This window comes from Kosakonia sp. PSU_27 (genome assembly GCF_039409795.1).
GTDB lineage: Bacteria > Pseudomonadota > Gammaproteobacteria > Enterobacterales > Enterobacteriaceae > Kosakonia.
Genome location: NZ_JBCIVK010000008.1, coordinates 1 through 26040, shown reverse-complemented (window position 1 = coordinate 26040; position 26040 = coordinate 1). Strand labels below are relative to the sequence as shown.

The 26040-nt window shown below is 53.5% G+C and carries 24 protein-coding genes and 1 pseudogene; 17 read left to right on the top strand and 8 right to left on the bottom strand.

Annotation, left to right across the window (positions count from 1 at the left end):
• The first annotated feature begins 234 nt into the window (after positions 1–234).
• The 8 genes from AAIG26_RS19515 (at position 235) to AAIG26_RS19480 (ending at position 8931) form a co-directional block, all read left to right on the top strand.
• Positions 235–2394, top strand: a complete 2160-nt coding sequence (locus tag AAIG26_RS19515; protein ID WP_343181284.1) for a TonB-dependent siderophore receptor — start codon at positions 235–237, stop codon at positions 2392–2394.
• Positions 2395–2587: 193 nt separating this feature from the next.
• Positions 2588–3460 (top strand): sugar ABC transporter permease, encoded by an 873-nt coding sequence (locus tag AAIG26_RS19510; protein ID WP_045510194.1) that lies wholly within the window; start codon positions 2588–2590, stop codon positions 3458–3460.
• The gene (locus AAIG26_RS19505) at positions 3450–4337 is read left to right on the top strand and encodes a carbohydrate ABC transporter permease (protein ID WP_343181283.1); all 888 of its coding nucleotides are present in this window, start codon (positions 3450–3452) and stop codon (positions 4335–4337) included. The genes AAIG26_RS19510 and AAIG26_RS19505 overlap by 11 nt, the downstream gene beginning before the upstream one ends.
• An 11-nt stretch (positions 4338–4348) precedes the next feature.
• Positions 4349–5173, top strand: coding sequence for a phosphodiesterase (locus AAIG26_RS19500; protein ID WP_343181282.1), 825 nt, complete (start codon positions 4349–4351; stop codon positions 5171–5173).
• A 4-nt stretch (positions 5174–5177) separates the two neighbouring features.
• Positions 5178–6251, top strand: a complete 1074-nt coding sequence (locus tag AAIG26_RS19495; RefSeq protein ID WP_045510204.1) for an ABC transporter ATP-binding protein — start codon at positions 5178–5180, stop codon at positions 6249–6251.
• Positions 6244–7566, top strand: a complete 1323-nt coding sequence (locus AAIG26_RS19490) for an ABC transporter substrate-binding protein (RefSeq protein ID WP_045510207.1) — start codon at positions 6244–6246, stop codon at positions 7564–7566. The genes AAIG26_RS19495 and AAIG26_RS19490 overlap by 8 nt, the downstream gene beginning before the upstream one ends.
• 142 nt (positions 7567–7708) lie before the next feature.
• Positions 7709–8659 carry a hypothetical protein gene (locus AAIG26_RS19485; protein WP_343181281.1) on the top strand — a complete coding sequence of 317 codons (951 nt, stop codon included), beginning with the start codon at positions 7709–7711 and terminating at the stop codon, positions 8657–8659.
• Positions 8656–8931, top strand: a complete 276-nt coding sequence (locus tag AAIG26_RS19480) for a hypothetical protein (RefSeq protein ID WP_343181280.1) — start codon at positions 8656–8658, stop codon at positions 8929–8931. The genes AAIG26_RS19485 and AAIG26_RS19480 overlap by 4 nt, the downstream gene beginning before the upstream one ends.
• Positions 8932–8997: 66 nt before the next feature.
• Here the strand turns inward: AAIG26_RS19480 and AAIG26_RS19475 are convergent, their stop codons facing one another.
• A complete protein-coding gene (locus AAIG26_RS19475) occupies positions 8998–10035 on the bottom strand; it encodes a hypothetical protein (RefSeq protein ID WP_343181279.1) in 1038 nt (345 codons plus the stop codon).
• Positions 10036–10185: 150 nt separating this feature from the next.
• Between AAIG26_RS19475 and AAIG26_RS19470 the strand changes: the two genes are divergently transcribed.
• Positions 10186–10431, top strand: coding sequence for a zinc ribbon domain-containing protein (locus AAIG26_RS19470; protein ID WP_020456384.1), 246 nt, complete (start codon positions 10186–10188; stop codon positions 10429–10431).
• Between the two features lie 10 nt (positions 10432–10441).
• Here AAIG26_RS19470 and AAIG26_RS19465 read toward each other — a convergent pair whose 3' ends face one another.
• Genes AAIG26_RS19465 through AAIG26_RS19455 form a run of 3 tightly spaced genes read right to left on the bottom strand, consistent with a single transcriptional unit; the run spans position 10442 to position 16390 of the window.
• The gene (locus AAIG26_RS19465; RefSeq protein WP_343181278.1) at positions 10442–13156 is read right to left on the bottom strand and encodes a DEAD/DEAH box helicase; all 2715 of its coding nucleotides are present in this window, start codon (positions 13154–13156) and stop codon (positions 10442–10444) included.
• Positions 13146–15035 carry a hypothetical protein gene (locus tag AAIG26_RS19460; protein WP_343181277.1) on the bottom strand — a complete coding sequence of 630 codons (1890 nt, stop codon included), beginning with the start codon at positions 15033–15035 and terminating at the stop codon, positions 13146–13148. The genes AAIG26_RS19465 and AAIG26_RS19460 overlap by 11 nt, the downstream gene beginning before the upstream one ends.
• Positions 15032–16390, bottom strand: coding sequence for a hypothetical protein (locus AAIG26_RS19455; RefSeq protein WP_343181276.1), 1359 nt, complete (start codon positions 16388–16390; stop codon positions 15032–15034). The genes AAIG26_RS19460 and AAIG26_RS19455 overlap by 4 nt, the downstream gene beginning before the upstream one ends.
• A gap of 292 nt (positions 16391–16682) precedes the next feature.
• Between AAIG26_RS19455 and AAIG26_RS19450 the strand changes: the two genes are divergently transcribed.
• Positions 16683–17693 carry an alpha/beta hydrolase gene (locus AAIG26_RS19450; RefSeq protein ID WP_269232321.1) on the top strand — a complete coding sequence of 337 codons (1011 nt, stop codon included), beginning with the start codon at positions 16683–16685 and terminating at the stop codon, positions 17691–17693.
• 16 nt (positions 17694–17709) lie between these two features.
• Here the strand turns inward: AAIG26_RS19450 and AAIG26_RS19445 are convergent, their stop codons facing one another.
• On the bottom strand, positions 17710–18108 hold the full coding sequence (locus AAIG26_RS19445) for a helix-turn-helix domain-containing protein (protein WP_097407404.1): 399 nt from the start codon (positions 18106–18108) through the stop codon (positions 17710–17712).
• Between the two features lie 167 nt (positions 18109–18275).
• On the opposite strand from AAIG26_RS19445, the gene AAIG26_RS19440 reads away from it, so the two are divergent.
• From AAIG26_RS19440 to AAIG26_RS19420, 5 genes are all read left to right on the top strand, one after another.
• On the top strand, positions 18276–18707 hold the full coding sequence (locus AAIG26_RS19440) for a DoxX family protein (RefSeq protein ID WP_020456378.1): 432 nt from the start codon (positions 18276–18278) through the stop codon (positions 18705–18707).
• Between the two features lie 50 nt (positions 18708–18757).
• Entirely contained in the window at positions 18758–19309 is a 552-nt protein-coding gene (locus tag AAIG26_RS19435) for a flavodoxin family protein (RefSeq protein WP_025263740.1), read from the top strand.
• 241 nt (positions 19310–19550) lie between these two features.
• On the top strand, positions 19551–20075 hold the full coding sequence (locus AAIG26_RS19430) for a hypothetical protein (RefSeq protein ID WP_045510229.1): 525 nt from the start codon (positions 19551–19553) through the stop codon (positions 20073–20075).
• A 2-nt stretch (positions 20076–20077) separates the two neighbouring features.
• Positions 20078–20509: a putative T6SS immunity periplasmic lipoprotein gene (locus AAIG26_RS19425; RefSeq protein ID WP_343181274.1), complete on the top strand. Its 432-nt coding sequence runs from the start codon at positions 20078–20080 to the stop codon at positions 20507–20509.
• Positions 20510–20688: 179 nt separating this feature from the next.
• The gene (locus AAIG26_RS19420; protein WP_160271255.1) at positions 20689–21510 is read left to right on the top strand and encodes an HNH endonuclease; all 822 of its coding nucleotides are present in this window, start codon (positions 20689–20691) and stop codon (positions 21508–21510) included.
• Between the two features lie 43 nt (positions 21511–21553).
• Here the strand turns inward: AAIG26_RS19420 and AAIG26_RS19415 are convergent, their stop codons facing one another.
• On the bottom strand, positions 21554–22450 hold the full coding sequence (locus tag AAIG26_RS19415; protein ID WP_343181273.1) for a LysR substrate-binding domain-containing protein: 897 nt from the start codon (positions 22448–22450) through the stop codon (positions 21554–21556).
• A gap of 129 nt (positions 22451–22579) precedes the next feature.
• Here AAIG26_RS19415 and AAIG26_RS19410 point away from each other — a divergent pair, with 129 nt between their 5' ends.
• A complete protein-coding gene (locus AAIG26_RS19410; protein WP_343181272.1) occupies positions 22580–23932 on the top strand; it encodes an MFS transporter in 1353 nt (450 codons plus the stop codon).
• A gap of 5 nt (positions 23933–23937) precedes the next feature.
• Here the strand turns inward: AAIG26_RS19410 and AAIG26_RS19405 are convergent, their stop codons facing one another.
• Together AAIG26_RS19405 and AAIG26_RS19400 are read right to left on the bottom strand one after the other, a co-directional pair.
• On the bottom strand, positions 23938–24558 hold the full coding sequence (locus AAIG26_RS19405) for a DapH/DapD/GlmU-related protein (protein ID WP_343181271.1): 621 nt from the start codon (positions 24556–24558) through the stop codon (positions 23938–23940).
• Positions 24559–24880: 322 nt separating this feature from the next.
• Positions 24881–25135: a hypothetical protein gene (locus AAIG26_RS19400; RefSeq protein ID WP_233500392.1), complete on the bottom strand. Its 255-nt coding sequence runs from the start codon at positions 25133–25135 to the stop codon at positions 24881–24883.
• A 350-nt stretch (positions 25136–25485) separates the two neighbouring features.
• Between AAIG26_RS19400 and AAIG26_RS19395 the strand changes: the two are divergent.
• Positions 25486–26040: pseudogene (locus AAIG26_RS19395) on the top strand (transposase); the annotation flags it as partial.

The following is a 26040-nucleotide window of genomic DNA, read 5'->3' as shown; positions in this document are numbered from 1 at the left end:
ATAAATTAATAAAAATTCATCACAACTTATCGAGTTGCATTTCACGCCTGAAACCGCTGTAGCAAATTTCTTTCATTTTACGTTTACTACTACAAAGCCTCATGATTGAATGATTCTCAATTACATATCCGACGCTGTAGATTGCAGCAAACGGGTAGATTCGCGCAATCGGGCAATAAAGATAAAAACGTTCACTCCTGCGTTGTTCAGGGTTTTTCGGGAAAAGTAGAATAAATGGCTGAGTTAACTCGTTGTATTTCCGCGCTGAAAGGGCGCGCGCTGTTTTCAGCGCTCTTTTTAGGGTCGGCTTTCACTCCTTTGACACATGCGGCAGATAAGCCGGAACAAAGCAAAGACGGCGATACCATTACCGTGCTGGCGGGCGCCTCTTCCGCCGATAAACAGGCGACTTCCGGCTACCAGCCGCTCAGCTCGTCCGCCGCCACGCTGACGTCCATGCCGCTGCTGGATATTCCGCAGGTGGTCAACACTGTGAGCGATAAAGTGCTGGAAGATCAACACGCCACCAGCCTTGACGAAGCGCTGTACAACGTCAGCAATGTGGTACAAACCAACACGCTCGGCGGCACACAGGATGCGTTTGTGCGCCGGGGATTTGGTGCCAACCGTGATGGTTCAATCATGACCAACGGCCTGCGCACCGTGGTGCCGCGCAGTTTTAATGCCGACGTATCTCGCGTTGAAGTGCTGAAAGGCCCGGCGTCCACGCTGTACGGCATTCTCGATCCCGGCGGGCTTATCAATGTGGTCACGAAACGCCCGGAAACCCAATTCGGCGGCTCCGTTTCCGCCACTTCTTCAAGTTTTGGCGGCGGAACCGGCCAGTTTGATGTTACCGGGCCGATTGAGGGCACGCGGCTGGCGTATCGCCTGATTGGCGAGTATCAAAATGAAGATTACTGGCGCAATTTTGGTAAAGAGAAAAGCACCTTTATTTCGCCCTCGCTGACGTGGTTTGGCGATAACGCCACCGTCAACGTGCTCTACTCGCACCGCGATTACCAGACACCGTTCGATCGCGGCACGATCTTCGATCTCTCCACCAAACAGGCGGTGAACGTCGACAGAAAAACCCGTTTCGATGAGCCGTTTAACATCACCGACGGTGAATCCGACATCGCACAGTTGAACGCCGAGTACCGCTTTAACAGCGAATGGACCGGGAAAGTGGAGTACGGCTTCAGCCAGGATAAATACAGCGATAATCAGTCACGCGTGATGGCTTACGATGCCGCCACCGGTAATCTGACGCGCCGTGTAGATGCCACGCAAGGATCCACGCAGCGTATGCACACCACACGGGCTGACCTGCAGGGTAATGTGAACATTGGCGGTTTTTATAATGAGATCCTCACCGGCGTTTCGTATGAATATTACGATCTGCTGCGTACCGACATGATCCGCTGTAAAAACGTCAAAGATTTCAATATTTACAACCCAGACTATGGCAATGCCCGCAAGTGTACGTCCGTTTCCGCATCCGACAGCGATCAAACTATCAAGCAGGAGAGCTACTCGGTTTATGCGCAGGATGCGTTATACCTGACCGACAAATGGATCGCCGTCGCCGGGATGCGCTACCAGTATTACACCCAGTACGCCGGGAAAGGCCGTCCGTTTAACGTCAATACCGACAGCAGCGACGAAAAATGGACACCGAAATTTGGCCTGGTCTACAAACTCACGCCATCGGTTTCGCTGTTCGGTAACGTAGCGAAAGCCTTTATGCCGCAGTCGTCCATCGCCAGCTATATCGGTGACTTACCGCCAGAAACCTCCACCTCTTACGAAGTGGGTGCAAAATTCGATCTGTTCGACGGCGTTACCGCCAATATTACGGCGTTTGATATCCATAAGCGTAACGTGCTGTACAACGAGATCATCGCCGGTGATACCGTGGCGAAAACCGCCGGTCGCGTGCGCTCGCAAGGTGTGGAAATGGATCTCGCCGGTGCATTGACGCCGAACATGAATGTCATTGCCAGCTACAGCTACACGGCGGCGAAAGTGCTGGAAGATCCCGATTACGCCGGTAAACCATTGCCGAACGTGCCGCGCCACACCGGTTCACTGTTCCTGACCTATGACATTCATAATGTCTTTGCCGGAAATACGCTGACTCTCGGCGGCGGCGGTCATGGCGTTAGCCGCCGATCTGCTACCAACGGCGCAGATTACTATCTGCCGGGCTACGCGGTTGCCGATGCGTTTGCCGCATACAAAATGAAACTGCAATACCCGGTAACGTTGCAGGTCAACCTGAAAAATATCTTCGACAAGACGTACTACACCTCGTCAATTGCCACCAACAACCTGGGCAACCAGATTGGCAATCCACGCGAAGTGCAGTTCACCGTCAAAATGGATTTCTGATCTCCTCCCGTGAACCGGTGAGAAAGATGCCCCGCAGGATGCGGGGCTTTTTTGCCCATAACACTCACCTTCCCGCCAGCGCCTCACAGTGAACACCTGTTCACTAAACAGTCATTTGCGCGCCATCCTATTGCAGCATTTTTTTCACAGACTCTCTGGCTTTCGAACCCCGTAAATTCGTTTTCAGAAACTTATGAGAAAATACTGGCTTCCCTGGCTGATCCTGTCGCCGTCACTGCTGTTTCTGGCGCTGTTTACCTACTTTCCGCTATTTCGCTCGGTGTACGACAGCCTGTTCGATACCCGCATGGCAACGCAGGATGCGCCGTATGTCGGGCTGGGAAATTTCGCCCGCCTGCTGGATGACAGTGTGTTCTGGCAATCGCTGTTCAATAACCTGATTTATCTGCTGCTGACGGTGATCCCGGGCGTCGCGCTGGCGCTGCTACTGGCGGTGGCCTTGTGGGAAAACCACCGCATCAACCGCTGGCTGCGCACCGCCTTCTTCTTCCCGATGATTATCCCGATGGTCAGCGCCGCCGCGCTGTGGCTGTTTATCTTTATGCCCGGCCTCGGCATGCTCGATCATTACCTGGCGCAACTGTTTGGCCCGATGAACAACAACTGGCTGGGGCGCAGCAACAGCGCGCTGTTTGCGCTGGCGCTGATTGGCGTCTGGAAGTTTGCCGGTTATTACATGCTGTTCTTTCTGGCCGGGTTACAGGGCATTCCCGCGTCCACGCGTGAAGCGGCAGTTATGGAAGGGGCAACCTCAACGCAGGTGTTCTTCAGGGTGACGCTACCGCTGCTGCGCCCGACTATCAGCTTTGTTGTTACCACCGCACTCATCTATTCGATTACTCAGATCGATCACGTCGCGGTGATGACGCGCGGCGGGCCGGACAACGCCACCACCGTGCTGCTCTATTACATCCAAAACCTCGCCTGGGATACCCACGATCTGGGCAAAGCCTCCGCCGCCACGTTTTTGACGCTGGTCGGACTGTTCATCTTCTCGCTGGTTAATCTGAAACTGCTGGAAAGAGGAGCGCATTATGAGCGTTGAAATCACGCCTGCCATCAATCGCAGCACGACCGTAGCGCGACCGTTGTGGCTGCGCCTGCGCTACTCCCGTCCGGTAACGCTTGCGGTGCTGATGGTGTGCCTGGCGCTGTTGTGGGTGAGCCCCTTTATCTGGATGCTTTCGTCTGCTTTCAGCGCCACCACCTTTGGTGAAGGAATGGCGTCGATTCTGCCGCGCTTTCCGCTCACGCTGGATAACTTCCGCGACGCGTGGAACAGCGCCAACTGGCTGAGCCTCTACGCCAATACGCTGATTTTCGCCTTCGGCACCTTCTTCGTGCAGCTATTCACCATCACCACCGCCGGTTACGTCTTTGCCTGCCACGAATTTCGCGGCAAGAAAACACTGTTCATTCTGTTTCTGGTGCAACTGATGATCATGCCGGTGGTGATGATGATCCCCAACATGCTGACACTCAAAACCTTCGGCCTGCTCAACACCCTGACCGGCGTGATGATGCCCTATTTCACCTCGGCGTTTGGCGTGTTCCTGATGCGCCAGGCGTTTCTCGCTATCCCGAAAGAGATCGAAGAAGCGGCACTGATGGAGGGCTGCCGCTGGTGGCAGGTGCTGTTCCGCGTGATGTTGCCAATGTCGTGGCCGTCGGTGATGGCCTTCGCCACCGTCAGCATTACCTACCACTGGAACGAGTATTTATGGCCGCTGATGATGCTCAACGATCCTGACAAACAGGTGCTGACGGTCGGCCTGGTGTCATTCGCCATGGGCGCGGAGTCCGGCGGCCAGTGGGGGATGATCAGCGCCGGGACGCTGATGGTCTGCCTGCCGCTGATGGTCGCGTTTATCGCTTTTCAAAAGCAGTTTCTCCGGAGCTTTGGCTTTTCCGGGATTAAATAAGGAGTTGAGTGATGTTTTTAGCGCAAATTTCAGATACCCACTTCCGCAGCCAGAACGAGAAGCTGTACGGCTTTATTGATATCAACGCCGGAAATGCCGATGTGGTATGCCAGCTTAACGCGCTGCGCGAACGCCCGGATGCGGTCGTGGTCAGCGGCGATATTGTTAACTGCGGCCGTCCGGAAGAGTACCGCGTGGCGCGCCAGATCCTCGGTAGCCTCGATTATCCGCTGTTTGTTATTCCTGGCAACCACGATGACAAAGCCCACTTTCTCGAATATCTGCATCCGCTGTGCCCGCATCTGGGCAGCGATCCGCAAAACATGCGCTATGTGATTGATGATTTCGCTACCCGCCTGCTGTTCATTGATTCAAGCCTCGCCGGGGAATCGAAAGGCTGGCTGACCAATGAAACATTGAACTGGCTGGAAGCGCAGCTTAGCCAAAGTCAGGACAAACCCACCGCTATCTTTATGCACCACCCGCCTCTGCCGCTCGGTAACGCGCAGATGGATCGCATCGCCTGCGAAAATGGCCATCAATTACTGAAATTAGTGGAGCGCTTCCCGGTGCTGACGCGCATTTTCTGCGGCCACAACCACAGCCTGACCATGACTCAGTATCGCCAGGCGACGATTGCCACCATCCCGGCCACGGTGCACCAGGTGCCGTACTGCCACGAAGACACGCGCCCGTATTACGACATGTCGCCGCCGTCGTGCCTGATGCACCGCCAGATTGGCGAACAGTGGGTCAGCTACCTGCATCCGTTGTCGCATTACGCTGGCCCGTGGTTATACAACGAAAGCATCAGCTGCCCGGTGGATGAGCGTTAAGCCCATGTTAAGACTGCAAAACATCAGTAAACAGTTCGATGGCAAAGCAGCGCTCAGCGCGCTGACGCTGGATATACACGACGGTGAATTCGTGGTGCTGGTTGGCCCTTCCGGCTGTGGGAAAAGTACGTTGCTGCGGCTGATTGCCGGGCTGGAGAGCGTCAGCGACGGCGCGATCCTGCTCGACAATGACGACATCACCACGCGTTCACCGCGCGAGCGCAACTTCGCGATGATCTTCCAGAACTACGCGCTGTTTCCACACCTTTCCGTGCGCGACAACATCACCTTCGGCATGAAAGTGCGCAAGGAAGAGAAAGCGAGCTGGCAACCGCGCCTCGATCGCGTGGCGCAGATGCTGCAGCTCGACACGCTGCTGGACAGAAAACCGGCCAAACTCTCCGGCGGCCAGCGCCAGCGCGTGGCGATGGCACGCGCAATTGTGCGTAACCCAAAGCTGTTTTTGATGGACGAGCCGCTCTCCAACCTTGATGCGCGCCTGCGCACCGAGGTTCGCGACAGCATAATGGCGATGCACCAGCAGCTCAAAACCAGCACCATTTATGTCACGCATGATCAGACCGAAGCCATGTCGATGGCCGATCGCATTGTGGTAATGAATGGCGGCCACGTGCAGCAAGTAGGTCGCCCGGAGCACCTGTATGCGCACCCGGCAAACCTGTTTGTCGCCGGGTTTATCGGCTCACCGGCGATGAATCTGCTCTCGCTGCCGTGCGCCAGTGGCAACGTGCTGCTGGACGAGCAACACCTGCCGTTACCGCCTCACGCGCGCGATGCCGCCGATGTGTGGCTGGGCATTCGCCCGGAACACATTACCGATACGCCGGAAGCGGGCCAGTTGGTGCTGCCCGCCACGGTGATTCAGCGGGAACTGATGGGAGCCGATTATCAGCTCCACGTCAGCACGCCAATTGGCACCCTGCGCTATATCCGCCGTCACAGAGGCGATGTGCCCAATAAAGGGGACACACTCCGCGTCGGTTTTTCACCCCTTGATAGCCATCTTTTTGATGCGCAAACCTTGCTTAACTTACACCAGGAGAAAGACCATGCCTAAGCCTCTGCCAAAGACACTGCGAGTGCTTACTTACGCTATTACCCTTGCCATTAGTGGCACTGCTATCGCGCAGGAGAAGATTGATTTCATGTTTCCGGCCCCGGTGGACGGCAAACTGACGATGGAGATGACGCGCATCATCAAGGCGTTTAACGATTCGCAAAAAGACGTGGAAGTACGCGGGATTTTCACCGGCAATTACGACACCACCAAAATGAAAGCCGAATCCGCGCAGAAAGCGGGCCAGCCCCCTGCGCTGGTGATCATGTCCGCCAACTTCACCACCGATCTGGCGCTGAAAGATGAAATTCTGCCGATGGACGAACTGTTCAAATACGGCGACAAAAAAGCGGGCGATTTCCTGCAAAATGCGTTCTGGCCAGCCATGCACAAAAACGCGCAGGTAATGGGCGTGACCTACGCCATCCCGTTCCACAACTCGACGCCGATTCTGTACTACAACAAAACGATGTTTGACCAGGCGGGCATCAAACAGCCGCCGCAGAACTGGAAGGAACTGCTGGACGACGCGAAGAAACTCACCGACCAGAGCAAAGGCCAGTGGGGCATTATGCTGCCCTCCACCAACGACGATTACGGCGGCTGGATTTTCTCCTCGCTGGTGCGCGCCAACGGCGGTAACTACTTCAACGAAAACTATCCTGGCGAAGTCTATTACAACGCACCGACCACCATTGGCGCGCTGCGCTTCTGGCAGGATCTGATCTACAAAGACAAAGTAATGCCCTCCGGCGTGCTGAACTCCAAGCAGATCAGCGCTGCGTTTTTCTCCGGCAAGCTGGGAATGGCAATGCTGAGCACTGGTGCGCTGGGCTTTATGCGTGAGAACACCAAAGATTTCGAGCTGGGTGTGGCGATGATGCCCGCGCAGGAGCAGCGCGCGGTGCCGATTGGCGGCGCCAGCCTGGTGAGCTTTAAGGGCATTAATGACGCGCAGAAAAAAGCGGCTTATCAGTTCCTGACCTACCTCGTCAGCCCGGAAGTCAACGGGGCCTGGAGCCGTTTCACTGGTTACTTCTCACCACTGAAAGCCTCTTACGACACCGCCGAGATGAAGGAGTATCTGAAGCAGGATCCGCGTGCGGCGATTGCGCTGGAGCAGTTGCAATATGCGCATCCGTGGTACTCCACTTACGAGACGGTCGCGGTGCGTAAAGCGATGGAAAACCAGCTCGCCGCCGTGGTGAACGACGAGAAAGTTACCCCGGAAGCCGCCGCCGAAGCTGCGCAGAAAGAAGCCGATACCTTGATGAAGCCATACGTCGAGAAAACGGCACTGCAAGCCGTGAAATAAGCCATTCAACCCCGCAAGGACGCGGGGTAAATATCCTGATACGTTATTCTTCCGCCCCTTTTGAGAATTATCTGAACACAACTAATAGACCTCGTATTTTTTACGGGTATATGATTACCGCAAAAAAAGCGGAGTTTAAAAAATGGATGTTGTTCGATTAGATTTACAGGCAAGGCTTAAGATTGTCCTCACCAAAGCAGCGTCATTATTACCCACAGACGTGGGGCAGCAGCTATTAGCATTAGTTACACCGCAAGCGCTAGCGACCATGGCCGGAATTGTTGTTTTATGGGCCGGGGCGCACTTCTTTGGCATTGGCGAAATTGCGGATGTCATATTGCTGGTGGTGGGTTGGGCGGCCATTGGTGGCGTAGCGGTTGAGGCGGGGAAAAAGCTCTATGACTTTGCCGTCAAAACCAATAACGCTCAGACAGAATCCGATCTGGAGCAGGCAGCCAGCGACCTCGCCGAAGCGATTACCTTAATTGGCGTTAATACGGTCTTTGCACTTCTTTTGCGTAAAAAACCGGATGATGTTTTTAATACTCATCTAAATGGTGCAAGGCTTCCGAGATATACCAAAAAATTGGCAGCCCGCTTAAATATGCCAAGAAATAGTGAATCCAGATGGCGTTACAGACCTAAAATCAAGTTTACAAAGAGAATGGGGATAGGGAATGGAGAAACTTCCATATATGGCGATATCACTATTGGGCGAAACTTTGATCGCACAAAAATGACAGCAGAAGAGGCTGCTCATGCAGTTCTGGAAACCATTTATCATGAAAGAGTCCATCAATTTATAGCCGCCAAATTCTATTTATTTAGGGAATTACGGGCGTATATCCATCATAGTGGCTACTACAAGTCTTATATTCTTCGTTATCTTGAAGAGGCTCTCGCAGAAACTATTGCCCAGTTAAGAGCCAACGGAGTTTCCGCACAATATATTTTGCAAGGTTTCCGATTTCCTCTCGGTAATGGCTACCAAATAACCTATACCGCACTGCGCCACGAAACCGCAGGTATTTTACTTGGTCCGGTCACTGTAGGTGGGGCGATGTATAACGTTTACTATGGTGTTCAACAATGATTGATGAGAAACAAGCAATAGAAGCCGCCAAAGCCTACGCACTTAAAAAATTCAAAAATTGCTGGGACTATAACTTTCATTTAGCAGAACTTGTGGAAATAGAGGGGGCGCAATATTGGCAAATTAGCACCAACCATGCTCCTTCTCCGGATGCTCCATTCCATGAATTATTTCTCCCGACGCCGGTTCAGTACTATGTCGATCCTGAAACTGGCAAGTGCGTGGGTTTTAAAAATCATCGTAGTAAGTGTATTCAAAACCCGGGGGGCTAATGCCCCCAGTAAGCATTTACTCACACGCCAGCCCCTGTGAATACTAAAACGGCTGGCGTTTCCGCCTTACTCTTCCCGCACCAGAATTTTGTCTAAATATGCCGCTAACTGGTGACGCTGCAAATAGCTGGTGACGTCGCGTTCCCAGCCTTTGCCATCGCCGAGTACCGCGCGGCTGTGTGTCGGAGCGTAAAGATAACGGGTGTCATACAGGTTCAGCAGCGACTGGTTCATTGCATCAATATTGGCACCGGTTTTTTTGCACTTCTCCTGCTGGATAGCCAGCGCGCGCAGCACCCGCTCCCGCGTCTCTTCATCGGGCGTATAACGCTGTTCGCTGAGTTCACTGAGCACCAGAAACTGCGGCTGAATGCCTTCTGCCAGCGCCGCCTGCAAACGATCGTGCCCATCGAGAATGACAAACGACGCCAGCCCGGCGATAAACCACACCAGAATCGGCGGCAGCTCGCCTTCGCGGCATTTCTTGCGCCACCACTTCACGCGCCCGCTGTCTGGCTCCACCGGGTAACGCGCCAGCAGCAGATGGCCGTTCCACCACCAGTCGACAAACGTCACCTTTTCCAGGTTTTGCAGATCGGGGAAATCCTCACTCCACAGCGACCAGTTGACGCTGATTTGCGCGCTGCTGGCAGGCGTATGAAACCGCCACTGCGCAAACGGTAGCGGCTTATTCAGCACATACGGTGCTGTCGGTTTGACTTGTTCCATTGGGCGCAGCAACCAGCGGCGCGGTGCCAGCAGCGGTGTGGGTGCCTCCATCAACTGGCGGGCAAAATAACGACACCAGTGGCTTGTCCAGTTCGTTTCGCCTGCGCGTTTGGCACTTTCCACATCGGCAGAAGAGATGGCAGGCAACAGCAGTTGCTGAGCCGGATGATCGGCATTAAACACCAGCCAGACACCGGAGTGATCGTTGAGCATGGTGGCCCAGAACAGCGTCTTGCCGTTGACCTGTAACGCCATGCGCCCGTTGTGCCCGCTTTGCATCTCCATTGCCTGACCGTCGCCTTCACGCACCATCAGTTCCAGCCCCTGCCAGCTCTCATTGCGATCGCGAAGATCCTTCCACCAGTAATCTGTCATGCCATTCTCCCTGCCAAGTGAACGAAAAGTGTAAAACACCATGCCGTCCACCATAACCCTAAAAATAATCTGCCTTTATGAGCAGTTGAACAGTTTCTCGCCACCCGTTTCTGTATCTTTATCGCTCAACTCACTGACAAGGAGCACACCATGTCTCACACCGAATCTCACTGCCACTCCTGCGGAATGCCGCTATCCGCACCGGAAGCCCGTGGCCCCAGCGATAAATATTGTGTCTGGTGTACCGACAGCGAAGGCCAGCTGAAATCCTGGGAAGAGGCCGTTTCCGGCCTTGCGCAGTACCTGGATTCCTGGCAGCACGTCGGCAACGAAGAAGCACGTAAACGCGCCGTTCGTTACCTGACGTCAATGCCCGCCTGGGCTGACAGGGCCTGATAACTCTCCCTTACTTTGCCGGGTCTGTTGCCCCGGCAAATGCCGCCGGATAAGGATCGACCGGTTTCAGGTCGGCCTGCGGTTTGCGCAGCGCCGCCTCCCAACCGCCGGTTTCGTCGTTGAGATTGATCTCGCGGCTGAACTGATCAAAGTCGCAGGCATCGAGCTTCGCTTCAAAGTTACGTTTGTGCTGGATGAATGCAGCGAGCTGATCCTGATCCAGCGACTGTGCGAGATAAGGGTAGTGAATGCGCAGTTCGGTGGTGCCGTGCTCTTTTAGCAGATGGTTGACGCGGCCAAACAGCCGATCGACGCGCCCTACGCGCTGCTCGTTGTCGCCGGGTGTCCAGGCAATCCCGTAATGATGTACCTGGTTGCACTGCAAATGCAGGTTCACCCCTTCCTGGAACACGGACGTTGCCACCAGCACGTTGGGATAAAAGGGGCTGTTGAACCCGAGGATCAAGCGTTGCCGGTTATCGGTTTGACCGCTGGCGTACCACGCCGGGCTTGAGAGGCTGGTCAGTTCCCGCCACGGTGTCTTCCAGTCGGCCAGCGGGTGATCGGTGATTTTTTCACACATCGCCTCGAAGGTTTCAATGCCATTGGTGAAATAGCGCAGCAGTAACGATCCCGGCAGTTTATCGGCAATGCTGGCGGTAAAATCACGGTAACGCTTTTGCACATCCGACGTGGTGCTCTGGCGACTAAAGCGGATAAACCAGCAGTAGAGTTCAATGATTACCGGGCTGGCGAAGATGTAGCCCGTTTTAAGATAGTTGGCGAGGTTTTCCACGATCGCCGGATTGCTTGCCTGCCAGTGGCGAAGCTGCTGCTGACAATGCGCGGGTAACAACGGAAACATCATCCCCCAGGCCGTTTGCAGCGGTTGCTCATAACGGTTTTCTTGCACCTTTTCGCTACGCGCAAGGGGCTGCGCGGTGGGCCACGTTTGCAGGCGAACATCGCGCGCCGCATCGCCAAAGTTATCGCGCTGGCGATCGGTAAGCCGGTAATAGGTGGCATATTGCGCACAGCAATAATCCGCCGCAGGCTCCAGAAACAGGGAGAACAGGCTTTCGGCCCGGCGAAAACGCTGGCTCACGTTGGTGCAATCGGTTCGTTTCTCACCGCTTTTTTTCACGACAAACAGATCGGCGATTTTCGATGAGAGCTTCAGCTCATTTTGCTTGCGCTCGTTGAGCTCCTCGTCGTCGTCACTACTTTCCGCATCGTCATCAAGGAATTCTGACGCCTCCTGCAGCACGTGCGCCGCCTGCGTTAAGCGATTGAAATATTTACGTGACCAGCCGCTTTTGCGCCATGCTTTTAGCGTCTCATCCGGCGATTCAACGCCCCAGGCAGCGATTATCTCCTGCGCCATCAGCTCGTCATATTCGGCATTAACGCGCTGGGTGATTTCACGCACCGAGGGGATGCGGCGCACAAACACCAGGTGTTTATCGCGATACAGCGGGCGTGGTGCAGTAAACAACTGTTCAGGCACGCACTGTTTAACCAGCGCGCCATATTTCGGGTGATCCGGAAAGCGGTGGTAGATATCCTGAAACGCTTGCGTCAGCTCTGCCAGCAAGCGTGAGTCCGGTGCCTGGTGAAAGGCGTCTTTCGCCATATCGTCCGAATTCTCTTCACCACTTTCGCTGTCCTCTTTTGCCACAATGCCCGTCGACTCAAACCCTTCGAGATAGCCATACTGGAACTGGCGGCGCTCACCTTTTGCGCCCAGCGTCTTTACCAGTTCGCGCTGGTAGAGGGCGAAAAAGAGCTCCGCATCCGGGTTGTCGGTAAAATCCGCCGCCGTCGCCTGTTCATGGCGATAGTTATATTTGTTGTTGGTTACGCCCTTTCCCTGCATTTGTCGCAGGCGGCGAATGGCAAAGGTTTTTAACAGCGTTTTGGCGTCGCCGTCGGGGCTAATCGCGTCCGGATCGACGAAGTAACGCAAAATATCGGCGACATTACGCGATGAAGAGTGATTCGGCGTCGCGGTGAGTAACAATGTTCGCTGCCCTAAGCGGTTATCGTCCTCGCCAAAAAAGCGCTTCGCCGCCGCCGCGCGCTGGGATTTGCCATCGCGGTTACGAAAGTAGTGCGCCTCATCAATGATGATGAGATCAAATCCCTGTTCGCCCAGCGTGGCTTTAATCTGCGCATGGATTTTCCCGGCCTGGCGCGCGGCGCGCTCCTGCACGTTCTGCTCTTTTTTCTCCCACTCCGGCACCAGCCCGCTGAGCGAGTGAATGGTGGTCAGGTAAAAATTGCCCCGTGATTCGCGGATATCCTGCTCCAGCTCGGGCAACCTTGTGAAAATACGCGCCTCGTGCACCGGCTCCCTTTGGGCATTACAAATTTTCGAATTTTTAGCGCGATAGTGATGCAGCAAAAAGGTTTTGTATTCCCGTTTCCAGTGCAGGCAAATGTCTTTATTGGGCGCGAGGATGAGGATTTTCGCATCGGGCTTTTTATGCCAGAGCTGGAGCATCACACCAATCGCCTGAAAGGTTTTGCCCATCCCCACTTCATCTGCCAGCAACGCCAGCTTGCGTTTCGCCAGAATGTTCCACAGCCCGGCGACACCTTCAGCCTGACGCGCGGCCATTGAAGACTCCTGCGCATCGTATTGCCAGTTGTCCTGCGAGGCGTCAAAACTCATCTTTTCCGCCACCGCCTGCGGCGTGATGGCTTTCCAGTTATCAGACTTCATATCCACACCTTTGCTTTATTGCGTCAAGGTACTGCTGGCGCTGTTTTCCTTTCACCGGTAATGGCGGAATGTCGATGACAAGCTTCGGCCACGCGTGGGCGGCGAGGCTCTTTTTGCGGTAGCGCTTTTTCGCCAGCTGACAGAGGCTCTGCACCTCGTTGGCCATAAACCAACCAAACAGCGTTCCCGGTTGCGCGGCGAGATGTTCGCGGACTTTCTCCACCAGCTCGAGCAAACAGCCAGGACAGGTAAACAGCCAGTAGTGCAGCGAGGCATCATCGTTCAGGGTTTCGAGTTGTTCGCGGCGTTTTTCCAGAGCATAGAAAAGACGGAAATAGCTGGTGGCGCTGGTCTGCACCTGCGGCTTTTCCTCCGGTGGCGCATCCTCTGCCGAATCACCATCGCGCAGCGATTCCCGCAGGTGCACCGCGTCGTTGTCCTGCGGATCGACATCGCTGATATAGCTGTTCAGAAGATCGTGCAGCGTGTCAAAACCGTTCACCCGGCGAAACGCCTGCCCCACTTCATGAATAATGCCCTGCCAGTCCGCCTCGCCGGGGCGGATGACGGTATAAAAATGCTGGGTTAACACCTCATCCGGCTGATCGGCGACAAGATCGCGCAGCGCAATCAGCGATTTACCGCGCCAGCCCAGCGGAATCACCTGCGCGATACCCGGCAAGCGAAGCGCATACTGCGCGATGGGTTTGCCGTCAAACCATGCGCCGGATACGGTGTACTTGCCCGATCGCCAGTCAAATTGCACCTGCAAATCAAAGGGTAACTGATCGGGAATTTGCAAAGCCTCGGCTTCCAGCAACTCGGCACTGGCGAAATCGAACGCCTTTTCAGCCAGTACATCACCGACGATGCTTGTTTTCGGCGAGACGCGATGCACAATGCCCGCTTCAATGTTCCGGTGCGCCTCGTCTGTACTGATGCTGCTACAGCCCGGCGCGGTGAAATTCCACGAACCGATCGCCAGTCTTGCTGAGCTTTTCCCCGTCGCCAGCCAGATTTTGGCGTGAGTGAGTTCTGAGCGCTCGTCACGCGCGATCGGGTTTTCGCAAAGAAGTAGCCGTTTCGACGCTCGTAATGCCTCAACGTTTTCGCCGCCTGGCGTGCGCAAAAACCGCCCGTGCGCCAGGTCGGGTACCAGATCGACGCTCAGCGCCGGGTTACCAAAAGCATGGGATAAAGAGCCGATAAAACCCGCTAAATCTGCGGCCAGGTAAGGCGACCAGACGGAGAGTTTTTTAATGGTGTCGCCATTTGCCAACGCTTTTAGCAACGAGGGACCGGAGAGGGAATGAATAAAATCCCAGTCAGGATCGTCATGGGAAAATTTCCGCCGCACCGGGAACGCGTCGTCGACAACAATATTCGGGTCTACCAGCGTAAAAAAGGACTTAATCTGCTGGTACTGCTTGTTGGTACTGACACGGCGAAAATCGACCGCTTCCTGATTGCGCCCCCAACCACTGAGTGTCAGGTTCGCGCTGCCCGCCCCGAGGATAATATCGCCGTGGATATCCTCGATATAGAGCACTTTGGGGTGAAAGAGGCTGTTGCGGGCATCCAGATGCGGCGCAATCTGTCGCACGGACACTGGCAGCACCGCGATGGAGGTGCGCTTATGCTGCTCCTGGGTTATCAGACGCTTATCGCAATAGATGCGAAAATCGATCTTTTTACGGGTGAGATCGAATTGCAGACGTTCAAACTCGCTGCGGTTTTTCGGTGGCTCTTCCAGGCCCAGCACCGCCGGCAGCAGGTGCGTTTCAATAAAACTGATATTGATATTAAAGCTGGTCAGCCAAACCCGTTTGATCTCGCCAAGCGTCGCCAGTTGCGCTTTCAGTTCGTTGATTAATTTCACTTTTCTTCTCCACGCAACCCTTTCAGCATATAGCGGAACTGCGGGATGTAATACCCATTCACCCAGTCATCATTCTTGCGATCCTCATGCATCGGACGCGCAGGAACCTGCAACGTTAGCGTTTCGCCAGTAAGCGTTATCCATGGTAGCTGGCCGCGGCTTTGCATCACATACTCATGATATTTGAGTAATTCAATGGTTTGCGCAGCAACAGAAGGTGCCTGCGCAACATGCAACAAACGTTCAAGGCGGGTATGCGCCGTGCCGGAAAGTGCGGGCAGCAGCGTCTTATCGTTTATCACCTGTTCAGCTCGTTTCGGTAACGTATGATCATCCAGCCCCATTGCCACCCAGAGCTGGCTAATCTCCGCGAGCGTCTGTTTTTTTTGCCGTAACATCCCGGAAAATAACAGATCAATGCCAGCCAAAAGGGGCTCGACATGTATGATATGGCGCAACAGTTGGCGATCGGCTTCATCCTTGCTAAGACGTAGCGCCCGCTGATAAATATCTGCCGCAGGCAGTTTTTCCGACGCCTGTTCAAGGGCGTGATACAGCGCACCGCTAGCGCCTTCGCGTAAGCGTGTCATCTCAAACCAGAAATCCCTGGCGTAGTTACCCACATATTCCGACGAGCGAAAAGCCTGGACATACGCCTGAGTAAGTTTTTTATCAATATCGGCAAAGTGAAACGTCAGATCCCGTTTGAGGCGCACGCCAAGCTGCATTTGCAATGCATCGCATAACAGGCGAAAAAGCGTTTTTAGCTGCGGTGTTTGCAAAATAAATTGCCCGGCCTGTTCCCATGCGGATATGCCTTCTGCCAACTGATAATGATATTTTTGATCGAAGAAGTGCATATTCATCATCGGCGTTTTATAACGCCCGTTGGTGCCGAGAAATAATTGCTGGGTCAGCAGTTGGCTATCCGATCCGTGGCCGAAAATAAGCGGGGGATTATTAAAATCTGCGAATAGTTTGCGGGCTTTAACGATGCCCAGCACGCCGGTGGTGACAACACCTTTTTTGCTCTGGCTATCGCACATCGCCAAGGTGTAAATATTCTCTAAGGAAATCAAACAGGCGTGCGTCAGTTTTACATCGTTTTTGCCGCCATAGATTTTTTGTAATGCGTCGCCGAGCTGCGTTTTATCGTCGCCGAGAACGCTGCGAATAACATAATGGTGAAGCAGATTGAGTGTGTAGTGACGAACATCATTGGCGACTGAACTAATACGGTTGCGAAAAATCTGCTGCCCGAAAGAGGACCAGACAATCAATTGACCAAGAGGATCAATATTCAATTCACCGCTGAGTGATTCGTCATATTCCGTAATAAAACGCTGAAGATTCATTAAAATTTTATTTAAGGAAAAACAGGCAGTTATTATCCTCTTTTTACCTGCTCCATGACATCCTCATCTTTGGTACTTTACAGGCAGGCGGGCGATCTACAGCTTCTTACGCCGATCTTCCTGCAAATTTAATCTTTTAAAAATCAATCAGTAAAACGTTGTCGCGTATTAATTTTATAAATTTAGCTTGCAATCAAATAGCGCACTATTTAAATTGCACTCCACAGCCGGACACAACGGCACCTAACACAACCAACTAAATAGCACGCGATACAATCGCAAGGGAGATAAGATGTCACGTTCATTACTGATTGCCATGAGTTTAGTTGCCTCCAGCGTTTCCACCGCCTGGGCCGCCGATGCGCCAACACCGACCGCGGGGGTGGCGAAATTTCTTTCCGCGCTGAACAGCAGCGGCGGCAAACCGATTGAACAACTTTCCCCGCACGATGCCCGCCAGGTGCTGATTGGCGCCCAGCAGGGCGCGAAACTGCCGCCAGCCGATGTCTCGGAGAAAACCATCACCGTTAACGGCCAACCGCTTAAACTGACCATCGTTAAACCACAAGGCGCAACCGGAACCTTGCCGGTGTTTATGTTCTTCCACGGCGGTGGCTGGGTACTGGGCGACTATCCAACTCATGAACGTTTAGTTCGCGATCTGGTGACTGAATCCGGCGCGGCGGCAGTGTTTGTTAACTACACACCATCACCGGAAGCGCACTTCCCGGTAGCGATTAATCAGGCGTATGAAGCGACCCGCTGGGTTGCCGAGCATGGCAAAGAGATTGGCGTTGATGGTTCACGCCTGGCGCTGGCTGGTAACAGCGTGGGCGGCAATATGGTCGCTGCCGTTGCTTTGCAGGCCAAAGAACATCACACACCAGCGATTCGTTACCAGGTGATGTTCTGGCCGGTTACCGACGCGCGCTTTGAAACCGGCTCCTATAACCAGTTTTCCAGCGGCTATTTCCTTAGCAAAAACATGATGAAATGGTTCTGGGATAACTACACCACCAAAGAGAGCGACCGCCGCAACATCCTCGCTTCCCCGCTGGAAGCCAGCAGCGCGCAGTTGAAAGGCCTGCCGCCGACGCTGATTCAGACCGCCGAACTGGACGTGCTGCGTGATGAAGGTGAAGCATTTGGTCGTAAGCTGGATGCCGCAGGCGTGCCGGTGACGGTCACCCGCTATAACGGCATGATCCACGACTACGGCTTGCTGAACGCACTCAGCGAAGAACCCACCGTGCGCACCGCCTTATCACAGGCCGCACACGAACTGCGCACCCACCTGCAATAAGCCCCACGAACCCACTTTACGCGGTGGGTTCTTTTATTTTGGCCGGGTTCGCCTCGTCATACGCCGCCTGCGCGGCCAGCACCGCATCCATATTGTGCTCCACCCAGTGCGCCAGCACGGAGACGGTTTCCGTCAGCGTGCGGCCTAGTGGCGTCAGGCTGTACTCCACCGACACCGGCACGGTGTAAAACACCTGGCGGGCGATAATGCCATCGCGCTCAAGTTTCCGCAGCGTCTGGGTTAGCACCTTTTGGGTGATCATGCGGATATCCCGCTTCAGGCGGTTAAAACGCATCGGGCCATTTTCCAGCCGCGCCAGCACCAGTAGCGCCCATTTATCCGCCAGGCGTGCCAGCATATCGCGCGTCGGGCAGCGGTTATCGTAGATATCGTAAGGAATGGACGGCTTAATCATAACGACAAACTCTCGTAGTAGGTTTCCTCGAGGAAACGTAGTGCCCCTGGAGTGCCTTCTTCCGCAACCGGAACCGGATGTGTATAACTCAAAGCCTAAGTTTCTATTTGATACTAAGGTGCCAGAAATGGCAAAAGTTCTCCTGCGCAATAGTGAGGAATAAAAGGATGATTACCCGGCTGAACAAGGCGTTTCTCAGTCTCACCACGCACCCGGAATTTGGCAAGCTGCTGTTGCGTCTGACATTTGGTGTGTTGATGCTGTTCCACGGCGTGGCCAAAGTGCAACATGGCATCGGCTGGATTTCCGACATGCTGGTGGCGCAGGGCTTGCCGGGTTTTATTGCTTACGGCGTATTTATTGGCGAAATCATTACGCCAGTGCTGATTATTATTGGTCTGTTTACTCGCCAGGCGGCGTTTATTTACGCCTTCAATATTCTGGTCGCCACATTACTGGTCGGCATGGGGAAATTCTTTACCCTGACCAATGTTGGCGCATGGGGTCTGGAAAGCGAGGCGCTCTATTTCCTGGGTGGTTTAAGCATTATGTTTTTGGGCGCGGGGAAATACACCCTGTTTGCCGGGAAAGAAAAATGATGGTGGTCGTGCAAACTGGTTTGTACGACATCTCTCTTCGATAGGGGAAAATTATGTCTACGGTTGTGATCTATTATTCCGGCTACGGCCACACCAAAGCAGTGGCGGAGAAAGTGGCAGAAGGCGCCAACGCACAGCTTATTGTTATTGATAATAACGGCGATATTCAGGAAAGCGACTGGCAATTGCTGAATGACGCAAAAGCGATCATTTTCGGCGCGCCAACCTATATGGGCGGCGTACCGTGGCAATTTAAAAAATTCGCCGACGCCAGTTCAAAAGCATGGTTCACCCGCGCCTGGCAGGATAAAGTTTTCGCCGGTTTTAGCAACAGCGCCAGCCTGAACGGCGACAAACAAGTGTCGTTGCAATACCTGCAAACGCTGGCCTCACAGCATGGCGGCATCTGGGTAAGCCTGGGCTTGCTGCCCGCGAATACGCTGGCCGCAACACGCCAGGACATCAACAACCTCGGCGGCTCCGTTGGCTTGCTGGTGCAGTCTCCCTCCGATGCCGGCGCAGACCAAATCGCCTCCGGCGATCTGGATACCGCAGTGAAATTCGGCCAACGCGTCGCGGATATCGCTCGCCGGTTTAACTGAGTTTTCGGTAATTAATAAGAGAAAGCCAGGGAAACCTGGCTTTTTTGTAGTTTGGCAAAACACTGGGTTTAAGAAAAATCTTATTTCACAAAGATAACTATGCAGTAAGCATCTACGTGCTCTTCTCAATATCGGTTATTTTGCTTTTGGAAAATTTCACCGATATTAAAGAGTGGAAAACATTTAATGCGATGGGTTGCAGGATCGCGAATTCTCTTACTTGAATGCAGGGATATATTTAATGGAAAAAGAAGGGAAACTACGTTTACTGACATCAGGCGAAGTAAGAATGGCCAGAGCTGTATTCGGTGACTCAATCGAATATCACAAAGTCTGGGTACACCATGACAGCTATTTTCCATTCGGCCTTCAGCCCGAAAATGCGGGGATGGCACCGAATGGAGAACTCTACTTCCGCGCATGGTACACAAATGATTTTTCAGTATCTGACCTTCCTCATCGGCACATCTTTATCCATGAAATGTGTCATGTATGGCAACGAGGCAGAGGCATGAACGTGCGATTGAATGGATTAATAAGCAAACTGGTCAGTTATCACTATACGCTTAATGGCCGCCCGTTAAGAAGGTATCCGATGGAACAACAAGCGCAAATAATTACCGACTGGCACATACTACATACTTACGGCTATATCGCGTGGTGCACACTGAGAGAACGGGGCGATATCACACTTGATGGTGATATTTCAGAAAATGTCATTCGTCCTCAATATCAAAAAACGCTACAAAACTTCCCATGGTGCTGATCATGAAAAAAAGTATCCTTTTTATACTCCTGTTCCCTTGTGCGTTTATATTGACAGGCTGTCCCGGTCAAGGAGATAGGCTGCAACCAGATGAAATAACAACAGTACAAAAATCAGGAAATAATATTTGTTTTCTGGTCCCTGATGCGGAGGGGTATCAACCTACCATAGTGACGATTGGTCCACGCGATCAGCCAGCAGAAAAAATGTGGCGTGGTGATAACCCAGCCTTGAAAGTACAAAATGGTCAGCTATGTGTGCCCCCGGCACTTTATACTTTTGTTGAGAATGGCCAGTATGTTGTCCGTTATGTCCTCAAATCCAGCCAGCAAAATAAACCAGTCAGAAGCGTCGTTGCCGCCATTGAAGTATCAAAAACCGGTGTTCGTAACCTTCCCCTTCAAAGCAATGAAGGCGTGAGATCTTATCAATAGCATGATTACAGGGCTCGCCCAATTTTGGTGAGCTCTGAGCTGAACACTTGTATTCCATTCATCAACCTTTCAAGTGTCTTCTTTTATCAATATTAATAATATTTATAGTGAAATCATTTCCACCATAAATGGCTTCGTGTAACGATAGCGCATAATGCCAGCGATTTATTGGAGAGAGTATGAGTACGCCAGCAGAGCAGCTACTGGAGGTTGCATGGTATATGTCGAAGTATGGTCTGGACAATCCACCGCCAGTATTTGGTGTTGATCAATGGAACGAAGCCTACGCTCTTTTCTATCCTCGCTTTGGTGCCGGAAAAACTTCAGAAGAGTTTTATAACAGCCTTAAAAACTGCCGAGACCGCTTTGATTCATGGATGCCAAACCCACGCAGAGGCTGGCGTAATAGTGATGGCACGCCGAAAAAGTTACCTGCCGCTTCACAACGCGTTATGGAGCGAATGAATGCACTAGCAGAGCACATCGCAAAACAACACGTTTTGTCGTTAATTGCAGCGAATCCCTTTGAGCAAGCACAGCAGGATGTACAACATATCTGGAAGGATAAAAATCTCGACGAAACCACACGGGAGCGGTTGGTTGCAGCCCGCCTGGGCCAGGGGGATTTCAGGAAGGAGTGTTTAATACTTTACCCTGTATGCCCGATAACCGGGATCGCTTTTCTGCCCATGTTAAGGGCCAGCCACATAAAACCCTGGTCAGCGTGTAGTACCGGAAAAGAGCGTCTCGATCCTTATAACGGACTCATGCTGGCAGCACATATTGATGTGCTTTTCGACCAGGGTTGGATGTCATTCGAAGACGACGGCCGGCTCTTATTTAGCAAGGAACTGAGCAATGAGGTAATTAAACAACTCCAGCTTCCTTCAAAAATCCCTCCCTTTACAGAACAGTCAAAAATTTATCTCAAATGGCATCGCGAAAATGTACTGAGAGTTGCTGGTAAAAAGAGAGCAAAAAAAGCTGCAGCGCTATCATGAAAATAATGAATGAGATTATCGAGATAGCCAGGTTGCCAGTAAGTTATTCCGCCACTGCCTCAAACTCCCCCTGTACCCACTGTTTAAACTGCTGCACATCTTGCCGCTGCGCTTTCTCGCGGCTGGTCACAAAGTAATAATTCCCGCCGGGTAATTTGCCGGGCAACGCGATGCGCAGCAGCTTTTGTGTCAGCGCATTCTGGATCAGTAACTCGCTGGCGAGCAGCACGCCCTGCCCGGCGATGGCCGCCTGAATCGCGTGCGTCTCATCATCAAATCGAATGCCGGACTGCACCGGTAAATCTGCCGGACCAAACGCCGCTTGCCAGTGTTGCCAGTCCGGCTCCGGCGTCGGGACATGGCGGTTTTCGATATGAAACAGCGTTAAGCCCACCAGATCTTGCGGGCGCTTGAGCGCCAGTTGCGGGCTGGCGACCAGCACAAAGCGATCGCGATATAACAATGTATTATCCAGCGTCTCGTCGGCCTGCATACTGTATCGGATCGCGCAGTCAGCCATTGCGCCGCGCACATCCACCAGATCGGTGCTGCTGTGCAGACGCAGCTCCAGTTCAGGGTGTCGCTGATGCAGCGAAGGAAGTCGCGGCACCAGCCAGTTGGTCAGGAAGTTGGAGGTGGTGCTTAGCGTTAACGCCCCCGGCAGACTGGCACTGTCGATGGCATCAACCGCTTCGCGCAGCGTGGCAAACATATTCCCTGAAGCACGAAACAGGATCTCTCCGGCAGCCGTTAAGGTGACAGCGCGCGCCGAACGGTTAAAAAGCCGTTGGTTCAGAGACGCCTCCAGCACGCGGATCTGATGGCTAATTGCCGTTGGCGTCACGCCAATCTCCTCCGCCGCCGCTTTAAAACTGGCATGGCGGGCAACGGCATCAAAAGCGCGTATAGCGGAAAGCGGCGGTAAACGGCGTGTGCGCATAGCTGAATTTAACTCATCTTTTGCTGAGAAATATGACTTTGCCTTGCCCGCAAAGCAAGGCGTAGCCTGTTATGCATCTGAAGTAATCATGAAGATTACTCACCCTTTGCAGATTAACAGGAAAAACCCATGACGCAACTCAACGCACTGGCTGCGCCCACCTCAACACGCTATTTTGCGCTGCTGGCTCCCGGCATCGCCCAGGCGCTGATCGCGCTGGATTACGCCATCGTCTACGTTGCGCTGCCAACGCTGGCGCACGATTTACAGCTCTCGCTTAGCGCTATGCAGTGGGTGGTGTTGCTCTACGGCCTGACCTTCGCCGCGCTGCTGTTGCTCGGCGGAAATTTGTGCGATCGCTTTGGCGCTCGGCGCATTTACAGCGCCGGCATGGCGCTGTTTTTACTGGCGTCCGCCCTCGGCGGACTGGCATACAGTAGCGAACTGTTGCTGGTTGCCCGCGCCGGGCAAGGCATCGCCGCCGCGCTACTACAACCAGCGGTTCTGGCGCTGATCGGGCAACGCTTTCACGGAGAGTCGCACCGCCGCGCACTGGCAATCTGGAGTGCGATTGGCGCACTCGGGCTGGTGGCGGGCGTGGTGCTCGGCGGCGTACTGACAACGCTAAGCTGGCGGGCGATCTTTTTTATCAACCTGCCGCCAGGCTTGCTGGCGCTGTGGCGGGTGAAGCGCGATTTTCAACACCTGATCCCACAACGTGAAACGCCACGCTCCGGCGTTGGTGCGCTGGTTGGCTGCGCGGCCGCTGGCGCGCTGGTATGGGCGTTAATGCGCTATGGCGAAACGGGCGCGGCAGATTTTCTCGCCAACCGGCTGGCGGCAGCGATGTTGTTGCTGTTTATTTTGCATGAACGCTTTGCCCCGAAGCCGCTGTTATCACGTACCTTGCGTAATCTGCCAGGCTTACAAAGTGGCTGGCTGAGCAGCGCCTGTTATATGGCGAGCGTCGGTAGCCAGTTCTACGCCATGACACTGTTGTGGCAACAGACATTACAGCTCGATGCCGTCACCACCGGTCTGCTGTTTACGCCACTGGCGCTGCTGATTGTGGCGGGCAACGCGCTTTACACCCGGCTAACGGCGCGTTATGCCAGCGCAAAAGTGCTAATGGCAGGATTTGCCAGTGCCGCGCTCGGCCTGTGGCTGCTGGCCATTTCGCTGCAAGCCCCCCTCTCACCCGCGTTTATGCTCGGCATTGCGCTGAGTGGTATTGGCCACGGATTGGTTTACCCGGCAATGTTCGCCGTGGGGTTAACGGCAGTGCCAGCGCACCAGCAGGGTCGCGCCAGTGCGCTGATGATTACCAGCCAGTACATCGCCGGAGCGATGATGCTCGCGATCATTTCCGTGCTGCTGGGCGCGAAGCCGGATTTAACCGCGTGGTCGACCGTGTTTCATCTGCTGTGCGGCACAGCAGTGGCGGGAATGGTGATCGCACTCTGCGCACGAGAGCACCACTAGCGCGGTTACGACTTATTCCACTTATCGCAAAACGCGTCGATACGTTCATCCTGAAAATCAGCCAGCCGCTCAATGATGGTCTCCAGCGGCCAGTCCCACCAGGCAATCTGCTGCAACTGATGGCCGATGTGCGGCGCGAAGCGTAAGCGGATCGTTTTTGCCGGGACACCGCCGACGATGGTGTAAGGGGCGACATTTTTACTCACTACCGCACCGGCGGCGATCACTGCGCCGTCACCCACGGTGACGCCAGGCAACACAATGGCCGCATGGCCGATCCAAACATCATTGCCGATGGTGACGCTGTCGCCACGGCGACGCGCAAAAAAGTCGTGATCGCGCGTGGCGCTGGCAGAGTAGTACTCGGGGCAGTAGGTGATGCGATGCTGCGACGGGCGTTCCATCGGATGATTGGGCGCACCGATACGCACGTTGTTGGCGATCGCCACAAATTTACCGATCTGCGCATCGGCGACGGTGCAGTATTCCCCCAGGTAGGAGAAATCCCCCAGCGTGGCGTATTCCATCAGGCTGTTGGCCAGCACTTCACACTGCTGACCAATTTTGCATTCGCGTATGCGCACGCTGGGGTCTATCCAGGTTTCAGCGAGTTTTACGTGCTTCATTGGTGGTTTCCCTCATGACAGATCGCGCTACTGTACGCCGGTTCTGTGTAGGGAAAATGACGGGGGAGAACCGGGTGCATTTAACGGTGTTGGTGATGTGGTGGTAGTTAAGTGGTGTGAGGAAAGCCGACACAGAATGCCTGTTATAGAATGCCTTTACTGGACATTCCGGACGGAAATACTGGATTTAGCTCTGTTCAGATATCGTTGAATGTCGTTGGGCCATTTATCCTTCAGAAGCCTGTAACGATGCGGCTGAGAGCCAAAAGACTCAGACCGTTCAAATTAACTGTCTGAGTCTATTTTTTATTTAAACAAGAGGTTAACCATTTTTCTTATATTTATCAGGCAAATACTCAGGCCTTTCAACCATCTTAATCAATTTAACCAGTTCATCCTTGTAAAAAGTCAACTCGTCTTTATCACAACAGCCAGTAATACGAAAAATCTCTTCATCTGAACAATGCCTAAGGATGTGATCGATACATCCTTCATACACCATTAATTCTCCTTCAGAAGCTCTGACATGAAATAACGTAACACTGGCAATGCATTCTTTCTGTAACAAGTCCATCATCTTACCACCTGATGTAATCAGAGAATTTCTGCCTAAACTGCTCTAATTGATCATTTGAGGGATAATTCCATTCTCCCCGATTTACACGGGAATCTGTGTTAGCTTTTGGATTATAGAAAGAAGTAACAACCTCTCCATTTGGCTCAATAATATGGATCTTTCCTCCGTTACCTTTTATAACCCAATGCCCATCATCCTGCACCAGTATATCTGCTTGTCTGGATTTCTGGACATCGTTAATGACGGCTCCTACAGGACGGCCTTCTTTATTTCGGATTGTGACCTGCTCCCCGTTGATTAATACACCGCGATGTTAGTAATGTCTTCATAAGTCACATGAGGACATCCCCATGAAGAAGCGTTTTTCCGACGAACAGATCATCAGTATTCCCCGCGAGGCTGAAGCCGGGGTTTCTGCCCGTGAGCTCTGCCGTAAGCACGCCATTTCCGACGCCACCTTTTACACCTGGCGTAAGAAGTATGGCGGTATGGAGGTGCCCGAGGTTAAGCGCCTGAAGTCGCTTGAGGAAGAGAACGCCAGGCTCAGGAAGCTGCCTGCCGAAGCCATGCTGGATAAGGAGGCGCTTCAGGTGGCTCTGGGGCGAAAGTACTGACGACAGGCCAGGAGCGGGAAGCCGTGGTGTTGATGTGTGATGCGACCGGTCTGTCGCAACGTCGTGCCTGCCGGCTTACAGGTTTGTCCCTGTCGACCTGCCGTTATGATGCTCAGCGTCCGGTTGCTGATGCACATTTATCAGGGCGTATTACTGAGCTGGCGCCTGAACGCAGACGTTTTGGTTATCGGCGCATCTGGCAGTTGCTGCGTAGGGAGGGCCTTCACGTCAATCACAAGCGGGTATACCGTATTTACCACCTCAATGGACTGAGCGTAAAACGCAGACGGC